This window comes from Acidobacteriota bacterium, from assembly GCA_016716715.1.
Lineage (GTDB): Bacteria > Acidobacteriota > Thermoanaerobaculia > UBA5066 > UBA5066 > Fen-183.
The window spans coordinates 47,841-62,434 of the sequence record JADJVE010000005.1 but is presented as its reverse complement, the minus strand read 5'-3'; the positions used below and the strand labels follow the sequence as shown (position 1 = coordinate 62,434).

At 71.4% G+C, this 14,594-nt stretch carries 11 protein-coding genes and 1 pseudogene; 4 read left to right on the top strand and 8 right to left on the bottom strand.

The genetic code is table 11. The features are described 5' to 3' along the window. The first annotated feature begins 7 nt into the window (after positions 1-7). From IPL89_09500 to IPL89_09490, 3 genes are read left to right on the top strand one after another with little or no spacing between them, the layout of a single operon-like run. Positions 8-1,927, top strand: a complete 1,920-nt coding sequence (locus tag IPL89_09500) for a hypothetical protein (GenBank protein MBK9063413.1) — start codon at positions 8-10, stop codon at positions 1,925-1,927. Positions 1,928-1,969: 42 nt separating this feature from the next. Further along, positions 1,970-2,680 carry a glycosyltransferase family 2 protein gene (locus IPL89_09495; GenBank protein ID MBK9063412.1) on the top strand — a complete coding sequence of 237 codons (711 nt, stop codon included), beginning with the start codon at positions 1,970-1,972 and terminating at the stop codon, positions 2,678-2,680. Further along, positions 2,677-4,962: a hypothetical protein gene (locus IPL89_09490; GenBank protein ID MBK9063411.1), complete on the top strand. Its 2,286-nt coding sequence runs from the start codon at positions 2,677-2,679 to the stop codon at positions 4,960-4,962. The genes IPL89_09495 and IPL89_09490 overlap by 4 nt, the downstream gene beginning before the upstream one ends. Here IPL89_09490 and IPL89_09485 read toward each other — a convergent pair. Both IPL89_09485 and IPL89_09480 read right to left on the bottom strand, forming a co-directional pair. Continuing rightward, on the bottom strand, positions 4,898-6,262 hold the full coding sequence (locus IPL89_09485) for a hypothetical protein (GenBank protein MBK9063410.1): 1,365 nt from the start codon (positions 6,260-6,262) through the stop codon (positions 4,898-4,900). The two genes, IPL89_09490 and IPL89_09485, sit on opposite strands and share 65 nt — an antisense overlap. After that, positions 6,259-6,717: a PaaI family thioesterase gene (locus IPL89_09480; protein ID MBK9063409.1), complete on the bottom strand. Its 459-nt coding sequence runs from the start codon at positions 6,715-6,717 to the stop codon at positions 6,259-6,261. The genes IPL89_09485 and IPL89_09480 overlap by 4 nt, the downstream gene beginning before the upstream one ends. 467 nt (positions 6,718-7,184) lie before the next feature. Between IPL89_09480 and IPL89_09475 the strand changes: the two genes are divergently transcribed. After that, on the top strand, positions 7,185-7,376 hold the full coding sequence (locus tag IPL89_09475) for a hypothetical protein (GenBank protein MBK9063408.1): 192 nt from the start codon (positions 7,185-7,187) through the stop codon (positions 7,374-7,376). Here IPL89_09475 and IPL89_09470 read toward each other — a convergent pair. The 6 genes and pseudogenes from IPL89_09470 to IPL89_09445 form a co-directional block, all read right to left on the bottom strand. Then, a pseudogene (locus IPL89_09470) lies at positions 7,352-7,717 on the bottom strand (polysaccharide deacetylase family protein). The gene IPL89_09475 and the pseudogene IPL89_09470 sit on opposite strands and share 25 nt — an antisense overlap. Continuing rightward, entirely contained in the window at positions 7,714-8,745 is a 1,032-nt protein-coding gene (locus IPL89_09465; GenBank protein ID MBK9063407.1) for a bifunctional UDP-4-keto-pentose/UDP-xylose synthase, read from the bottom strand. Before IPL89_09465 ends, IPL89_09470 begins: the two are co-directional and overlap by 4 nt. Continuing rightward, positions 8,742-9,686, bottom strand: a complete 945-nt coding sequence (locus tag IPL89_09460) for a formyltransferase (protein MBK9063406.1) — start codon at positions 9,684-9,686, stop codon at positions 8,742-8,744. Before IPL89_09460 ends, IPL89_09465 begins: the two co-directional genes overlap by 4 nt. Then, a complete protein-coding gene (locus tag IPL89_09455; protein MBK9063405.1) occupies positions 9,686-10,624 on the bottom strand; it encodes a glycosyltransferase in 939 nt (312 codons plus the stop codon). Before IPL89_09455 ends, IPL89_09460 begins: the two co-directional genes overlap by 1 nt. Next, positions 10,621-12,594, bottom strand: a complete 1,974-nt coding sequence (locus tag IPL89_09450) for a tetratricopeptide repeat protein (protein MBK9063404.1) — start codon at positions 12,592-12,594, stop codon at positions 10,621-10,623. The genes IPL89_09455 and IPL89_09450 overlap by 4 nt, the downstream gene beginning before the upstream one ends. Continuing rightward, positions 12,594-14,555 (bottom strand): alkaline phosphatase family protein, encoded by a 1,962-nt coding sequence (locus IPL89_09445; GenBank protein MBK9063403.1) that lies wholly within the window; start codon positions 14,553-14,555, stop codon positions 12,594-12,596. The genes IPL89_09450 and IPL89_09445 overlap by 1 nt, the downstream gene beginning before the upstream one ends. Positions 14,556-14,594: the final 39 nt, after the last annotated feature.

Below are 14,594 nucleotides of genomic sequence, written 5' to 3'. Positions count from 1 at the left end.
TCGCGCCGTGCAGACGCGCGCGCGTGGCCGCGGCCGGGACGGGTTCTTCGTGGCTCTCGTCTTCCTCGCCGCCCTTTCCTTCCGGCTCGCGCCGTTCCCCGACGCCACGGCGCACGGGTGGCGCCTCCTCTCTCCCGACTGCTACGGCCATCTCCGGCGCACGGTCTCGGTCGCGCGCAACTTCCCGCGCGTCCCGTTCCGCGACCCGTACCTGAACCACCCCGACGGCGGCGTCTTCATCTGGCCGCCCGCGTTCGATCTCCTCGCCGGAGGGATCTCGCGAGCCCTCTACGGCGCCACCGCGACGACGGAGCAGGTGACACGGGTCGCGGCCACCCTTCCCGCCGTTCTCGGCGCCCTGCACGTCGTTCCCCTCTTCTTCCTCGCGCGGCGGGTGTTCGGCCGCCGCCGCGCCCGGATCGCCGCCGCCGCGTACGTCGCGATCCCGGCCGCCGTCCTGTGGGGCGGCTTCGGCCACTTCGACCACCACGTCGCCGAGGCGCTCAACCTCCTGCTCGTTCTCGCGGCGGGCGCGTGGGCCGCCGCCGCGCCGCCCGGCGCGCGCGTCGCGCGCGCGGCCGTCTTCGGCGCCGCGATCGCGCTGGCGGTCCTCACGTGGCAGGGCGCCGTCTTCGTCGCGGGCCTCGGCCTCGCGTGGGCGGCCGTCGCGCTCGGAGAGGGCGCCGGCGCCGCCGCTCTCGCGGCCGCCGTCCTCGTCGCCGGAGGGGCCGCGCTCACCCTTCCGCGGGAGCCCGTCCCGTTCGCCTTCGTCTCCTTCGGCTGGTTCCAGCCCGCGCTCCTCGCCGGAGCCGCCGTCCCGCTCCTCGCGCTCTCCGCATGGCGCGCCCCCTCGGCGCGGCGCCGGCTGATCTGGGGCCTCGGCGCGGCCGCGGCTCTCGCCGTCGCGCTGCCGAACGCCCAGCGCGTCCTCGAGGCCGTGTTCCGCGGAGGGACGTACGTGTTCAAGGAAGGAGCGGGCGCGCGCGCGGACGACTTCGCCGACGGCGGCTTCCTCTCCTACCCGCCCGAGTTCCTGCGCCTCGTCGCCGAATGCCAGCCGCTCGTGAGCACCTGGTCCACGTTCGAGCGCGCCGTGCGCGAGCTCTCCCCGGGTTTCCTCCTCGTCCCGCTCGCCGTCCTCGTGTGGCTCCGGCCCGCGGCGCGGCGCCCCGTCCTTCCTTCGCGCCCGCGGGCCGCCGCGCGCGCGCTCGTCGCGCTCTTCGCCGCCGCCGTCTTCGTGATGGCGCTCTTCCAGCAGCGCAACGTCTATTACCTGTCGATCTTCGCGGCGCTGGCTCTCGCCGAGGCAGTCGCGCGTCTTGCGCCTCGACGGTTGCACGGCCGCGCGCGCCTCTTCGCCCCGATCGCCCTCGCCTCAGCGCTCGTCGTCTTCCCGGGCGCTCCGTATCTCGCCCGCGCGCAGGCCTACGCGAGCGCCCCCGGCGACGACGTCCTCGAGCTCTTCGCGCGGCTTCGCGCGCTCGACCCGCCGCCGGCCGACCCCGCCGCGCTGCCGCCGCCCGCGCCGGGCTCGATCCCCGGCGTCATGCCGCCGTGGTCGGCGGGCCACTTCGTGACGGCGCTCGCCGGACGCCCGTCCGCCGCCGACCCCTTCGTCTACGGCTGGCGGCGCCAGTGCCGGCTCTTCACGGCGACCGACGACGCCGAGGCGCTCGCGATTCTCCGGGGCGCGAAGTGCCGCTACCTCGTCACGGCCGACGTGTCGCGCCTCCTGCCGTCCTACGCCGCCGCGGCGGGGCGCGCTCCCGGGCCGACGTCGTCGATGTTCGGGCGGCGCGTGCACGAGTCCGCCTCCGAGCGGCCCGTCCCCTTCCTCGTCCGCGTCCTCGACTCGCGCACGGGCTCGCTCCGGCCGGACGGCAGTTTCCAGCCCCGCTTCCGGGTTTTCCGCGTCGACTCCCCCTAGAATCCCGGAGTGCCCGTCTTCGGCAAGCGCGTCGCGGTCGTGATGCCCGCCTACAACGCGGAGAAGACGCTGCACTCGACTTTTCACGAGATCCCGAAGGAGTGGGTTGACGACGTCATCCTCGTGGACGACGGTTCGACGGACCGCACCGTCGAGGTCGCGCGCGCGATTCCCGGCGTCCACGTCGTCGTCCACGACCGGAACACGGGCTACGGCGGGAACCAGAAGACCTGCTACGCCACGGCGCTCGCGCGCGGGGCGGACATCTGCGTGATGGTCCACCCCGACCACCAGTACGACGCGTCCGTCCTGCCCGAGCTCGTGCGCCCGATCGCCGAGGGGCTCGAGGACGCGATGTTCGGGAGCCGGATGCTCGGCGGGCGGCCCCTCGAGGGCGGCATGCCGAAGTGGAAGTACCTCGCGAACATCTTCCTGACGGCGATCGAGAACGCGACGTTCTACCTCTACCTCACCGAGTACCACTCCGGGCTGCGCGCCTATTCCCGGAAGTACCTCGAGACCGTGAACCTCTCCGCGTTCTCCGACGACTTCGTGTTCGACACGGAGATCATCGCGGCGGGGATCTGGAAGGGGATGCGCATCCGCGAGGTCCCGATCGTGACGCGCTACTTCGACGACGCGTCGCAGATCAGCTTCCGGCGCTCGTGCATCTACGGCCTGTCGATCCTCTGGGTCATGGCGCGATTCAAGATGAACAAGTGGGGCTGGCGGAAAGACCCCCTCTTCACGTGAGCGGTCGGCGCTTCGCGCCGGGGCCCGCGCACGCGGCGGCGCTCCTCCTCGCGGCCGCCGCGCTCCTGACGCACCGCGACCTCCTGACGGGCGCGTCCACGCCCGCGTACCGCGACATCGGCACGACGCAGCGTCCCTCCCGCGCCCTTGCCTCCGCGCTCGGCCCCGCGAAGCTCAACCCGGCGGCGTCCTTCGGGCAGGCGTACCGCGGAAACCCGAACCTCGTCCTCGCGTACCCGTTCCCGGCCGCACCGCGGTGGCTCGGCGTCCAGCTCCTCCTCCACCTCGGCCTCGGGCTCCTCGGCGCGTATCTCTTCCTGCGCACGGAAGTGCGCTCGCAGGAGGCGGCGCTCGTCGGAGCCCTCGCGTGGGGCCTTTCGGGCTTCGTCCTCTCCTCCGCCGCGTTCCTGAATGCCGCAACGACGCTCGCGTGGGCGCCGTGGCTCCTCTTCGCCGTCGCGCGCGCCCGGGCCGCCGAGACCTCCCGCGCCACGGCGCGCGCCGGGCTCGTCGTCGCCTTCGCGGCCTCTCTCCTCGTTCTCGGAGGCGAGCCCGCCCTCGCGGCGCTCGCGCTGCTCCTCGCCCTCGCGTACGCAGTGCGCGGACCGGGGCCGGCGCGCCTGCGCGGCACGGGCGCTCTGCTCGGCGGCGGCCTCGTGGCGGCCCTCCTCGTGTCGCCGTGGCTCCTCGAGGTCTGGAAGGCGTCCGTCTTCGCGTCGCGGCGCGTCCGCGGCTTCTCGTGGTCGGAGTTCGCGGCCGTCGGGTTCCACCCGCTGCGCCTCCTCGAGACGCCGTTCCCCCAGCTCTTCGGCGACCCCTCGCGCGTCGTTTCGGGCGGCTTCTGGGGCTTCGCCGTCACGCAGGGAAACCCGCCCTACCACGCGTCGCTCTCCTTCGGCGTCGTCCCGCTCGCGCTCGCGCTCGTCTTCGTCCTCTCCGCGCGCCGCTCCGAGGCGCGCTTCTGGATCGGGACCGCGGCGGTGGCGCTCCTCGCCTCGTTCACACCGTGGCTGCCCGGAGCCCGCGCCGCCTACGAGGCGCTGCCGGCCCTCCACGTCCTGCGCTACCCGGTGAAAGCGCTCCTGCCCTTCACGATGGCGCTCGCCGCCCTGGCCGCGTTCGGGGTCGACCGCCTCCTCGTCGAGGACGCGGTGCCGCGCTTCCGGCGGCGCGCCTCTCGAACGCTCCTCGGGCTCGCCGTGCTCTTCGGCGTCCTCGCGATCGTCGCGCGCCTTTCGCCGCGGACGGTCTTCGCCGTTCTCGTGCGCCTCTGGGATCCCGCGTGGGCGTCGCCCCCCGGCGTCGTCCTCGCTCCCGTCCTCCAGCGGATTCCCTCCGAGGCGGCGCTCGCCGGCGCCGGTCTCGCCGTCCTCGGGCTCCTCCTTGCGCGCGGGGCGCGCGATGCCCGCGGCCAGGGGCTGCTCCTCGCCTCGGCGGCGGTCTCGCTGCTGGCGTACGCGCCCGCGGCGATCCCCCGCGTCCCGTCGTCGATCTTCATGGAGCCGTCGCCGCTCGTCGCCCGCGCGGCCGTGCTCGGGGGCCGCGTCTTCGAGCGCGCCGGGAAAGACTTCGACGCCGTCCGGCGCGGAGCACAGGGCCGCGTCGAGACCGGAGGAATCCTCGACCTCGCGCTCGCGCAGGCGCGTCAGGGCTGGGCGCTGTCGGGCGCGCCCCACGGCCTCGTCTACGCCTGGGACCCCGACCCCGACGGCAGCTACACGATCCTGAACCGCTATGCGTCCGACGTCGTGAAGCAGGCGCCGTGGGACCGCCGCCTGAAGTGGCTGCGCGCCGCCGGCGTCCACGCCGTGATCGCGGCCGACGTCCCGGCGGAGACGCCCGGCCTCGCGCCGGTCTACGTGGAAGGCTCCGCGGGAGTCCCCGTCACGCTCTGGCGCGTGACGGATCCGCTGCCCGGTCTTCGGCGCGCGGGACGGGTCGTCGTCGCGGACTCCATCAGCGCGACCGTCTCCGCGTTCGAGGACGCCGGGTTCGACCCGGCGACGGACGTCGTCGTGCACGCGAAGGACGCCGCGTCCGTCGCGTCGGCGGTGCGCGACGCCTCGGCCGACGTGACGGTCATCGAGAACGGCGCGGACCGGCTCGTCGTCGAGACCTCGGGAGCGCGTGCGGCGATCCTGCGCGTCGACCGGAGCTTCACGCCGCGCGTCACGGCGACCGTAAACGGAAAGCCCGCGACCGTCTACGCCGCCGACCTCAACCTGATCGGGGTGCCGGTTCCGGCGGGGAAATCGCGCGTCGTGATCGACCTCGCCCCGTGAGGACCACGAGGACGGCGAAGAGGACGAGCGTCCCGGCCTCCACCGCCGTCGAGCGATGGGACAGCATCGACGCGAGGTCCCGCGGTGACAGCCACGAGGAGAGCGGCATTCGCGCCCAGTCCCAGTAGCACGAGAGTTGCGCCGCGTCCGGCAGAAGGCACGCGCGCAGCGGGGTGACGCCGACGCCGACGCCGGCCTTGTACGCCACGTACGAGAGCGCGAGGAGGACGACGAGGATCGCCCGCGCCGTCGGCCGGGAGAACTCCGTCCACGCGAGCGCGAAGAACGCGGCTCCGAGAATCGAGAGCGGCAGGAGGAAGCGGGGCCCCCAGTACGTCATCCCGTGCCATGCGAACCACTTCGAGTACGCGAGGACGAGGAGAACGCCGAATGCGGTCCCGGCGCGCGCGAAGCGCCGCACCTCCGGCGTCGCGCCGCGCACGGCGAGGACGAAGCCGACGAAGAACATCGGAAGGTAGAAGACGGCGCCGCGCGCCGGGGAAAAGAGCTGGCCGAAGAATCCTTCGAAAAAGGGTGCCGTGAAACCTTCTCCCGCATAACCGAAATCGAGGAGCGCACCGCGGCGGAAGAGGTTCTCAGAAATCGCGAGACCAAGACCCAGGGCGGCGCCGGCCGAAGCGAGAACCGCACCCCGGCGCGCAGCGGATCGCCCCTCATCACCTTCTGAGAAAAACAGCATGGCGGATGTCACGAAGATCACAGGAAGAAGGAGCGGATTCAGCGGAATCGCGAGCGCCGTCGAGACGAGGAGGACGGCGTCGCCACGACGCGTCCGCTCCGCCCCATCCGCGAGGAGGCCGAGCGCCACGCACGAGAGAAACGTCCACAAACCCTCGGAGTAGAAATCCTTCGAATGAGGGATCAGGAGACTCGCAAAGAGAAGGCACAGAACGCCTCCTGCAGCGCCTCTCTCGCCGAGGCCGAGGCGTCTCAGGCGCCGGAAAAGCCAGACGGCGATCGCGAACGCGACGAGCTTGTTGAACCGCTGGACGACGCGGCCGATCGTCTCGAGCCGGGCCGGGCCCGTCTCGCCCGCGGCACGGGCCGCCGCCACGCCCGCCGCCCAGAGCGGCGTCGCGAGGATCGGCATCTCGAGCGTGTAGCGGTCGGGCGTGAGATGCCCGTCGTCGGCGAGGGCGACGAGCGCCCGCCAGCGGACGCCGCCGTCGCCCGCGATCTGGCCCTTGTCCGAGAAGAGGAGCGCGGCGAGGACGAGAAGGAAGAAGAGCGCGACGAACGCGCGCGACGGGGGCGCGGCGGACGCGTCGGCGCCGGTCACCAGCGGTGGAACGCCGGGTGCCCTTCCTTCACCGCGACGAACGTGCCGCGGCACGTCGCCGTGACCTTGCCGCCCGCCTCGATCGTCGCCTCGACGACGGCGCGGTCCGCCGTCGATTCGACGACGCGCGCCTTCAGGTGGAGGGGCTCCTTGATCGGCGTCGGTCGCTTGAGCACGACGTGGAAGTCCGCGGTGACCGTCGAGGGCAGCACCCCGTCCCCGGCCTTCTGCATGAGGTGCCACGCGGCCGTCCAGTTGCTGTGGCAGTCGAGGAGCGCGCCGAGGATCCCGCCGTTCACGACGCCCTCGAACGCGAGGTGGTGCGGCTCGGCCTGCCACGTCGCGACGACCTCGTCGCCCTCGGCGAAGCTCCGGATCTGGAGGCCCTTCGGGTTCGAGGGGCCACAGCCGAAGCAGACCGTGTTCTGGCCGTAGGTCTCCTGGAGGCTCTTCATGCGGCGGATGATGCCCCAGTCGCGACCGGCGTCGCCCGCCCCGGAAGCGTCGTCCACGAGAGAGCCTTGATCGGGATATCGATTTGCTCCCTCTCCGCGCTTGCAGGCGCGGAAGCAGAGAGCAAGGGTCTGCAAATTTCTTCGAAGGTGAGAAAGCGAACGCCGTCGCTCTTCCACGCGGCGACCTGCTCGGCGAACCAGTCGTGGAACGAGGCGGCGCCCTCGATCTCCGTGTGGATGGAATGGACGTGCAGCGGGCCGGCCCCCGCACCGCGCCTCCGCTCCCCGCCGCCCCTTCCTCTCTCACACTCATTCGAAGAAATTCGCAGGCCTTATCCGCCTGAGTCCCGGCGCCACGGAGCGGGAGGGCGAGCAGCTCGTCCAGCGTCGGCAGCGTCGACGGAATTTCCAGCACACGGCTCGGCGTGCCGTCCGCCCGCAGCGCGTGGAAAGGCTCGCCGCCGCGCGTGTCCGACGTCGCGAGGATGCCGTGCGCCTCCTGGACCTCGACGGAAAGCGGCGTTGCCGTCCAGCCCGGCGCCGCCTGGAACGCGGCGGGCGCGCCGAAGATCTCGAGGAAGCGCGCGTGCTCCTTCGCGACGACGGCCTCGATCTCGCCGCGCGTCATCCGCGGGAGATGGTCGTGCCAGTCGATGTGATCCCACGCGTGGATGCCGACGGAGTGGCCGGCCTTCGCGGCCTCGCGCATGCGCGCGACCGTCTCCGGCCGCCCGCCGATGTCCGGCGCGGGCAGGAGCGTCCCGTAGAGCATCGTCTTCAGCCCGTACGACGCCGCCGGGCTCGCGGAGAGAACTTTCTTCACGAAGCCCTTCCGGAAGATGCGCTTGATCGCCTTGCCGCTCGTGTCGGGGCCGAGCGAGAAGAAGAACGTCGCCTTCACGCCCTCCTTCGCGAAGAGGTCGAGGAGACGCGGCACGCCCTCGAGCGTGCCCCGGTACGTGTCGACGTCGACCTTGAGGGCGAGGCGCGGACCGCTCACACTTCGGGCGGCTTGCGCCCCTTCAGGTAGAAGTCGAGCGTTTTCTTCAGGCCCGTCGGGAAGTCCGTCTTCGGCGTCCACCCGAGAAGCCTCTTCGCCTTCGCGACAGACGGGACGCGCGTCGTGATGTCCTGGTAGCCCTCGCCGTAGTACTGCTTCGACGTGACCTTCACGATCCGCGTCTTCTTCGCCGCGGCCGCGAATTTCGGGTACGTGGCGACGGTGTCGATCAGCGCGTGCGCGAGGGTCTCGATCGAGAGGTCGGCGGACGGGTTCCCGAGGTTGAAGATCTGGCTGTCGGCCTTCCCCTTCGGGTTCTCGAGGATGGTCATGAGGCCGTCGATCCCGTCCTCGATGTACGTGAAGCAGCGGCGCTGGGCGCCGCCGTCGACGAGCTTGATCGGGACGCCGTAGAGGATGTTGTGGAGGAACTGCGTCAAAACACGGCTCGACCCTTCCTTCGGGGCGTCCACGTTGTCGAGGTGCGGGCCGTACCAGTTGAAGGGCCTGAAGAGCGTGTACTGGAGGCCCTGCGCCGTCCCCATCGCGGAGATGACGCGGTCGAGGAGCTGCTTGGACGCCGAGTAGATCCAGCGCGGCTTGGCGATCGGCCCGTAGACGAGCGGCGAGCGGTCCTCGTCGAACTCCTTGTCCGGGCACATCCCGTAGACCTCGGACGTGGACGGGAAGACGACGCGTTTGCCGTACTTGCCCGCCATCTTGATGATCCGGAGGTTCTCCTCGAAGTCGAGCTCGAAGACGGAGAGCGGGTTCTTCACGTACGTCGCGGGCGTCGCGATCGCGACGAGCGGCAGGACGACGTCGCACTTCTTGACGTGGTACTCGATCCACTCGCGGTTGATCGAGATGTCGCCCTCGAGGAAGCGGAAGCGCTTCTCGCCGAGGAACTCCTCGATCCGCTCGCTGCCGACGTCGAGGCCGAACACCTCCCAGTCTGTCGTCGTGAGGATCCGCCGCGTGAGGGCGTTTCCGATGAATCCGTTCACTCCCAGGATCAGGACTCTCATGTGTCTTCCTTTACGCGCGGAAAGATGCCGGACGGCCGGACGAGCCAATCGCGGAAGCCGGCGGCGTCGAGATCCATCCCGCCTTCCGGACGCGCGGCGAGGATCTCGAGCGTCCGGTCGTCGCCCGCGTAGACGACGACGGAGCTCTCGGTCAGCTCGACCTTCCCCGGGAAGACGTCGTGCCCCAGGTACGGCGCGGGGCGCGTCTTCCAGATCGTGACGGTCTTCCCGAACACGTCCGTGAACGCCCCCGGCCACGGCTTCGTCACGGCGCGGACGAGGTCGTGGATCTCCTTCGCGCTCTTCGTCCAGTCGATCTCGCCGTCCTCGGGCTTGCGCCCGCCGAAGTAGCTCCCCTTCGCGAGGTCGAGCGGCACGTGCGGCGCCGTGCCGGCCTTGAGCTTCGGCATCGCGCGCGCGAGCACCGAGACGGCCGCGTCGCCCACGCGGCGCGAGACACCGAGGATGTCGTCGTCGGGCCCGATTTTCACGCGCTCGAAGTCCACGAGGTCGCCGGCGTCCGGCTTGCCCGTCATGTAGTGGAGCGACGCGCCCGTCTCCGTCGCGCCCTTCAGGATCGCCCAGTTCACGGGCGAACGGCCGCGGAACGCGGGGAGGACGGAGCCGTGCATGTTCAGGGCGCCCATCTTCGGCACCGAGAGGACGCGCTCCGGGATCATCTTCTTGAAGTAGAACGAGAACAGGAAGTCCGGCTGCACGGCGCGGATCCGTTCCTCGTCGGCCGGGTCGTTCAGGTCGGCCACGACGCGCGGCTCGAGGCCGTGCTTTCGCGCGAGGTCCGCCACGGAGCCGAACCACCGCTCCTCGCCGGGCGTGTCGGCGTGCGTGAACACGAGGCGCACGCTCTCGCCCTGGTCGAAGAGCCACTCGAGACACTTGTAGCCGACGTCCGAGTACGCGCAGACGACGAGGCCGCCCATCAGTTCGCCCCCCACACCTTCCGGATGAGGAAGCGCGGCCGGCCGCGCACCTGCTGGTAGATGCGGCCCACGTACTCGCCGACGATCCCGATTCCGGCCATCAGGACGCCCATGACGACGAAGGCGAGCGCGAACAGCGTGAACACGCCGTCCACCTCGGCTCCGACCACGATCCGGCGGACGAGGAGGAAGACGCCGAACGCGACCCCGGAGACGGCCGTCACGAAGCCCAGCAGCCCGAAGACCTGCAGCGGGACGACGGAAAAGCCGGTCATGAGGTCGAAGTTCAGGCGCACGAGCTTGTAGAGAGAATACTTCGACTCGCCCGCCGTGCGCTCGGCGTGGGCGACGGGGATCTCCACCGGCCGCCGGGCGTACTGCTGGGCGAGAGCCGGGATGAACGTCGCGGCCTCGTCCGAGGCGGACATGACGTCCACGACGTCCCGGTGGTAGCCGCGGAGCATGCAGCCGTAGTCGTTCAGCCTCATCCCCGTGATGGCGGCCGTGGTCCGGTTCACGAGACGCGACGCCGCGCGGCGGAAGAAGGTGTCCTGCCGGTTCTGGCGGATCGTCCCGACGACGTCGTGTCCGGCGTCCATGGCCGCGACGACCTTCGGGATCTCCTCGGGCGGGTTCTGGAGGTCCGCGTCCAGCGTGATGACGTACTCGCCGTCCGTCGCCGTGAAGGCCGCGAGGATCGCCATGTGCTGGCCCGCGTTCCGGACGAGCTCGACGACCTTGACGGCCCCCGGGTTCGCGGCGGCGGCGGCCTTGAGGATCTCGAGCGAGCGGTCGCGCGAGCCGTCGTCCACGAAGACGATTTCGTACGGACGGCCCATGCCCGCGAGGACCGGCAGGAGCCGCGGGAGAAGCAGCGGGAGGTTCGCCTCCTCGTTGTAAACGGGCACGACGACCGAGACCTTTCGCGGGACGCTCATCGCATCGGTCTCCCCTTCTCGATGGTCGCGAGGCCCTCGCGCACGACCGGCTGGTTCGGGTTGATCGCGAGCGAGCGCTCGAAGGCGGCCTTCGCGCGCGCGAGGTCGCCGAGGCACCAGCTCGTGAGGGCGAGGAGGTTCAGGTTCTCGACCTCCGGCGCGGGGCGGCTGGAAAGCTCCTCGAAGAGCTCCCGCGCGCTCGCGCAGTCGCCCGTCTCGAAGAACGCCTTTCCGAGCGAGGCGCGGTAGCGGTCTTCCCTCGGGTACGCCGCGACGACCTTCTTCAGGAAGGAGACGAGCTGCGGGCGCTGGTCCTTCCCCTTCGCATCCGTGTAGAGCTTCACGCGCCGGTACACGGTGGCTTCCGGGTCGTGATAGCCGTTCGCGATCGCGGCGAGGAGCGCGTCGTCGGACTCGTCGTACTTCCCCAGCTGGTGGAGGCCGGTCGCGAGGTTCACCCAGGCCGTGGCCGACTTCGGGTTCACCTCGAGCGCCTTCCGGTACCAGACGACGGCCTCCGCGGGCTTTCCGCGGTCGCGCAAAAACGTTCCCACGTTCTGGAACGAGCCCGCGGTTTCCGTGCCCGCGCGGTTCGAGGGCCGCGCGTCCACGGCCGACGCCTCGGCGCCCGTGAGGTAACCGAGCGAGATGAGCTGCTTCGTGAACTCGTCGGCGGCCTTCTTCTCTTCCTTTTCGGTCGCCGCGTTCGTCGCGGGCACGAGGCGCTCCACCGGCGCGGCCTTCGCCCAGGACGCCGCCGGAACCGCCGGAAGGCCGGTGAATCCGGGGACGAGCTTTCCCTCGAACGCCGGGTCCGCCGGAAGGCCGAGGAGACGGCAGAGAGTGGGCGCGAGGTCGAAGACGCTCGCCCTCCCTCTCGTTGGAGAGGGGATCACGCCCGGCCCGGCCGCCGCGAGGATGCCGGGCGGCTCGTGCCAGAGGAACGCCGTGTCGAACTGCGTCCCGGACACGAACGCCGGGCGGTCCGCGCCGTGCCGGAAGCCGTGGTCGGACGCGAGGATCAGCGTCGCGCCGTCCTTCTGTGCGCGCGCGGCAAGCTCGCCGAGAACCCGGTCGGCTTCCACGTAGATCGCCGCGATGCCGTCGCGGTACTTCCGGTGGTCGTCCTCGGAAACCGCCGGCAGCTTCGGGGCTTCGTAGCGCCCGAGGACGTGGCCGATCTCGTCCGTGCCCTGGAAATAGACCATGAAGAGGTCGAGGCTCGAGCGGTCGTAGAGCTCGAGGCCGATCTTCGCGATCGTGCGCGTGACGCCGAGGATCTTGCGGAAGCCCGTGATGGGATCCGCGAGGTCCTTCTTCGCGGCGACGGCCGCGTCGAATTCGGCACGCGAGACGTGGAGAGCCTTCGCGACGTCCTCGTACGGCGGGCTGCCCTCGCGGCGGCCGATCATCCGCACGCCGTCGCCGAGCCCCTCCGGCCACGCGACCGCGGGCGAGCGCGCGAGCGACTCGGGGTCGAAGAGGACCGGCGCGGCGCGGTCCGAGACGAGGAAACCGTTCACCTTTTCCGCGGGCCACGTCGCCCACCAGCCCACGACGCCCACGGTGAGGCCCTTCGCCGAGGCGAGGTTCCAGATCGCGGGAACGCGGCGCGACCGGCCCGAGATCGGGAGGCGCACGCCCGTCTTCGGGTCCAGCTCCTGGAAGTCCGTGACGCCGTGGTCCACGGGGGTGCGGCCCGTGGCGACTGTCGTCCAGACGAGCGGCGAAGCCATCGGCTGGTACGTGTCGAGGTTCCACGTCCGGCCCTTCGCGACGAGGGCCGCGAGATTCGGGAGCGTGCCCGCCTTCAGCAGCGGGTCGAGGTACTTCCAGTCCGCGCCGTCCCAGCCCACGAGGACGACGCGGGCCTTCTTCGGCGCGGGCGCCGCGGTCTTTGCGGGGGGCGCCGAGAGCGCGGGCAGCGCGGCGGCGAGCAGAAGGGCGACGAGGCGGCGGACGGTCGGCATCAGCGAGGGCCTCCGAGGGCTTCCATTTCGCGCGCAATCGCGGCGGGGTTGCCGCCGAGGCGCGCGGCGCGGTCGAGAGCGGCGCGCGCGCCGGAGGCGTCGCCCGTGCAGCGGCGCGTGCGGCCGAGCATGAGCCAGGCGCCGGGATCCTGCGGCGTCGAGACGGAGAGCTCCTCGAACACGCGCTGCGCTTCCACGCAACGGCGACGGTCGAAGTAGAGGCGGCCGAGCGCGTCCTGCAGCTGCGGCCGGGCGGGACGCACCTGCCGCGTCGCCTTCTCGAGGAGGGCGATCGCCGCGGGCGCGTTCCCCGATTCCATGCGCTTCACGACCCGCGCGAGGAAAAGGTCGTTGGCGTCCTCTCCGCCGAGCTCGAGGGCCTTGAGGGCCTCGGCGTCGGCGGCTTCCATTCGGCCGAGTTTCTCCCAGGCGTCCGCGAGGTTCGTCCGGAGCGTCGGAGCCTTCGGGTCCGCGGCGACCGCTTTCTCGAACCAGGGGATGGCCTCTTTCACGCGCCCGCTCTCCGCATAGAAGACGCCGATGTTCGCGACCCCGTACGGCGTCATCCGCACGTCGCCCGTGCCGGAGCCCGCGGCGACCGGCGCCTGAGCCGACGAGCCCGAGAGGTAGCCGAGCGAGACGAGCTTCTTCGCGAACTCCTCGCCCGCCTTCTTCTCGGCGGCGAGGTTGCGCGTGATGGCCGCGCGCTCGACCTTGAACGCCTTGTCCCATGCGACGGCCGGCTTCGCGGCCGGGGCTGCCGCCGTCAGGAGGCCGGCGGGGATCTTCCCTTTCATCCGGACGTCGGGCGGCAGGCCGAGGAGGCGGCAGAGGATCGGCGCGACGTCGAACACGTTGACGGTCCGCCGCTCCTTCGCGTGCGCGGCCCCCGGGCCCGCGAGGACGAAGACGCCCCACGGCTCGTGCCAGAGGTACGCCGTCTCGGCCCGGACCGACGATACGAGCACCGGCCGGTCCGCGCCCCACTTGAAGCCGTGGTCGGAGACGAGCACGAGCGTCGCGCCGTCCCTCTCCGCGCGCACGGCCAGCTCGCCGAGGATCCGGTCGCACTCCGCGTAGAAGAGGGCCACGGCGTCCCTGTACTTCTCGAACTCGTCCCGGTCGACGCCCGGAAGGAGCGGCGGGTTGTACTTGCCGAGGACGTGCCCGATCTCGTCGGTGCCCTCGAGGTAGAGCATGAGGAGGTCGGGCTTGCTGCGGTCGTAGAGGTCGAGCGCGGTCCTCGCGTAGACGCGCGTCGAGCCGAGGATCTTCCGGAACCCCGTCACCTCGTCGTCGAGATCGCGGCCGGCCGCAACCGACGCGTCGAACGCGGCGCGGGAGACGTGGAGAAATTTCGCGACGTCCTCGTACCCCGGGCTCCCCTCGCGGCGGCCGAGAAGGCGGACGCCGTCGGCCAGGTCGGGCGGCCACGTGAGGCCGGGAGACTGCGAGAGCGTCGCGGCATCGAAGAGAACCGGCGACGCCCGGTCGGAGATGAAGAACCCCTTCACCGCCTCGGCGGGCCACGTGGCCCACCAGCCGACCACGCCCGAGGTCAGCCCCTTCGCGGAGGCCACGTTCCAGATCGCGGGGCCCGTGCGCGAGCGGCCCGAGACGGGCAGGGACGATCCGGTCGCGACGTCGAATTCCTGGAAATCCACGACGCCGTGCTCCGGCGGCGTCAGGCCCGTGGCCATCGTCGTCCAGAGGAGCGGCGAGGCGCGGGGCCGGTACGTCTCGAGGCGGGCCTGCGCGCCCTTTTCGAGGAGAGCCTTGAGGTGCGGGAGCCGCCCGGACGCGAGCAGCGGATCGAGGAGGCTCCAGTCGGCGCCGTCCCAGCCCACGACGATGACGCGGGGCGGGCGCGCGGCCGGAGGCGCCGGTCTCGCGGCGCAGAGGGGCACCGCCGCGGCCGTCAGGAGCAGGGCTCCACAGAGGAAGGAGAAGGCGCGTCTCATGGCGAAAAAAAAGAGGGGAAGCCTTTCGGCTTCCCCTCG

Coding starts and splice junctions, on each gene's coding strand:
- IPL89_09495 (MBK9063412.1), top strand. CDS start 1,970: ATGCCCGCCTACAACGCGGAGAAGACGCTGCACTCGACTTTTCACGAG.
- IPL89_09480 (MBK9063409.1), bottom strand. CDS start 6,717: ATGAAGAGCCTCCAGGAGACCTACGGCCAGAACACGGTCTGCTTCGGC.
- IPL89_09465 (MBK9063407.1), bottom strand. CDS start 8,745: ATGAGAGTCCTGATCCTGGGAGTGAACGGATTCATCGGAAACGCCCTC.
- IPL89_09460 (MBK9063406.1), bottom strand. CDS start 9,686: ATGGGCGGCCTCGTCGTCTGCGCGTACTCGGACGTCGGCTACAAGTGT.
- IPL89_09455 (MBK9063405.1), bottom strand. CDS start 10,624: ATGAGCGTCCCGCGAAAGGTCTCGGTCGTCGTGCCCGTTTACAACGAG.
- IPL89_09450 (MBK9063404.1), bottom strand. CDS start 12,594: ATGCCGACCGTCCGCCGCCTCGTCGCCCTTCTGCTCGCCGCCGCGCTG.
- IPL89_09445 (MBK9063403.1), bottom strand. CDS start 14,555: ATGAGACGCGCCTTCTCCTTCCTCTGTGGAGCCCTGCTCCTGACGGCC.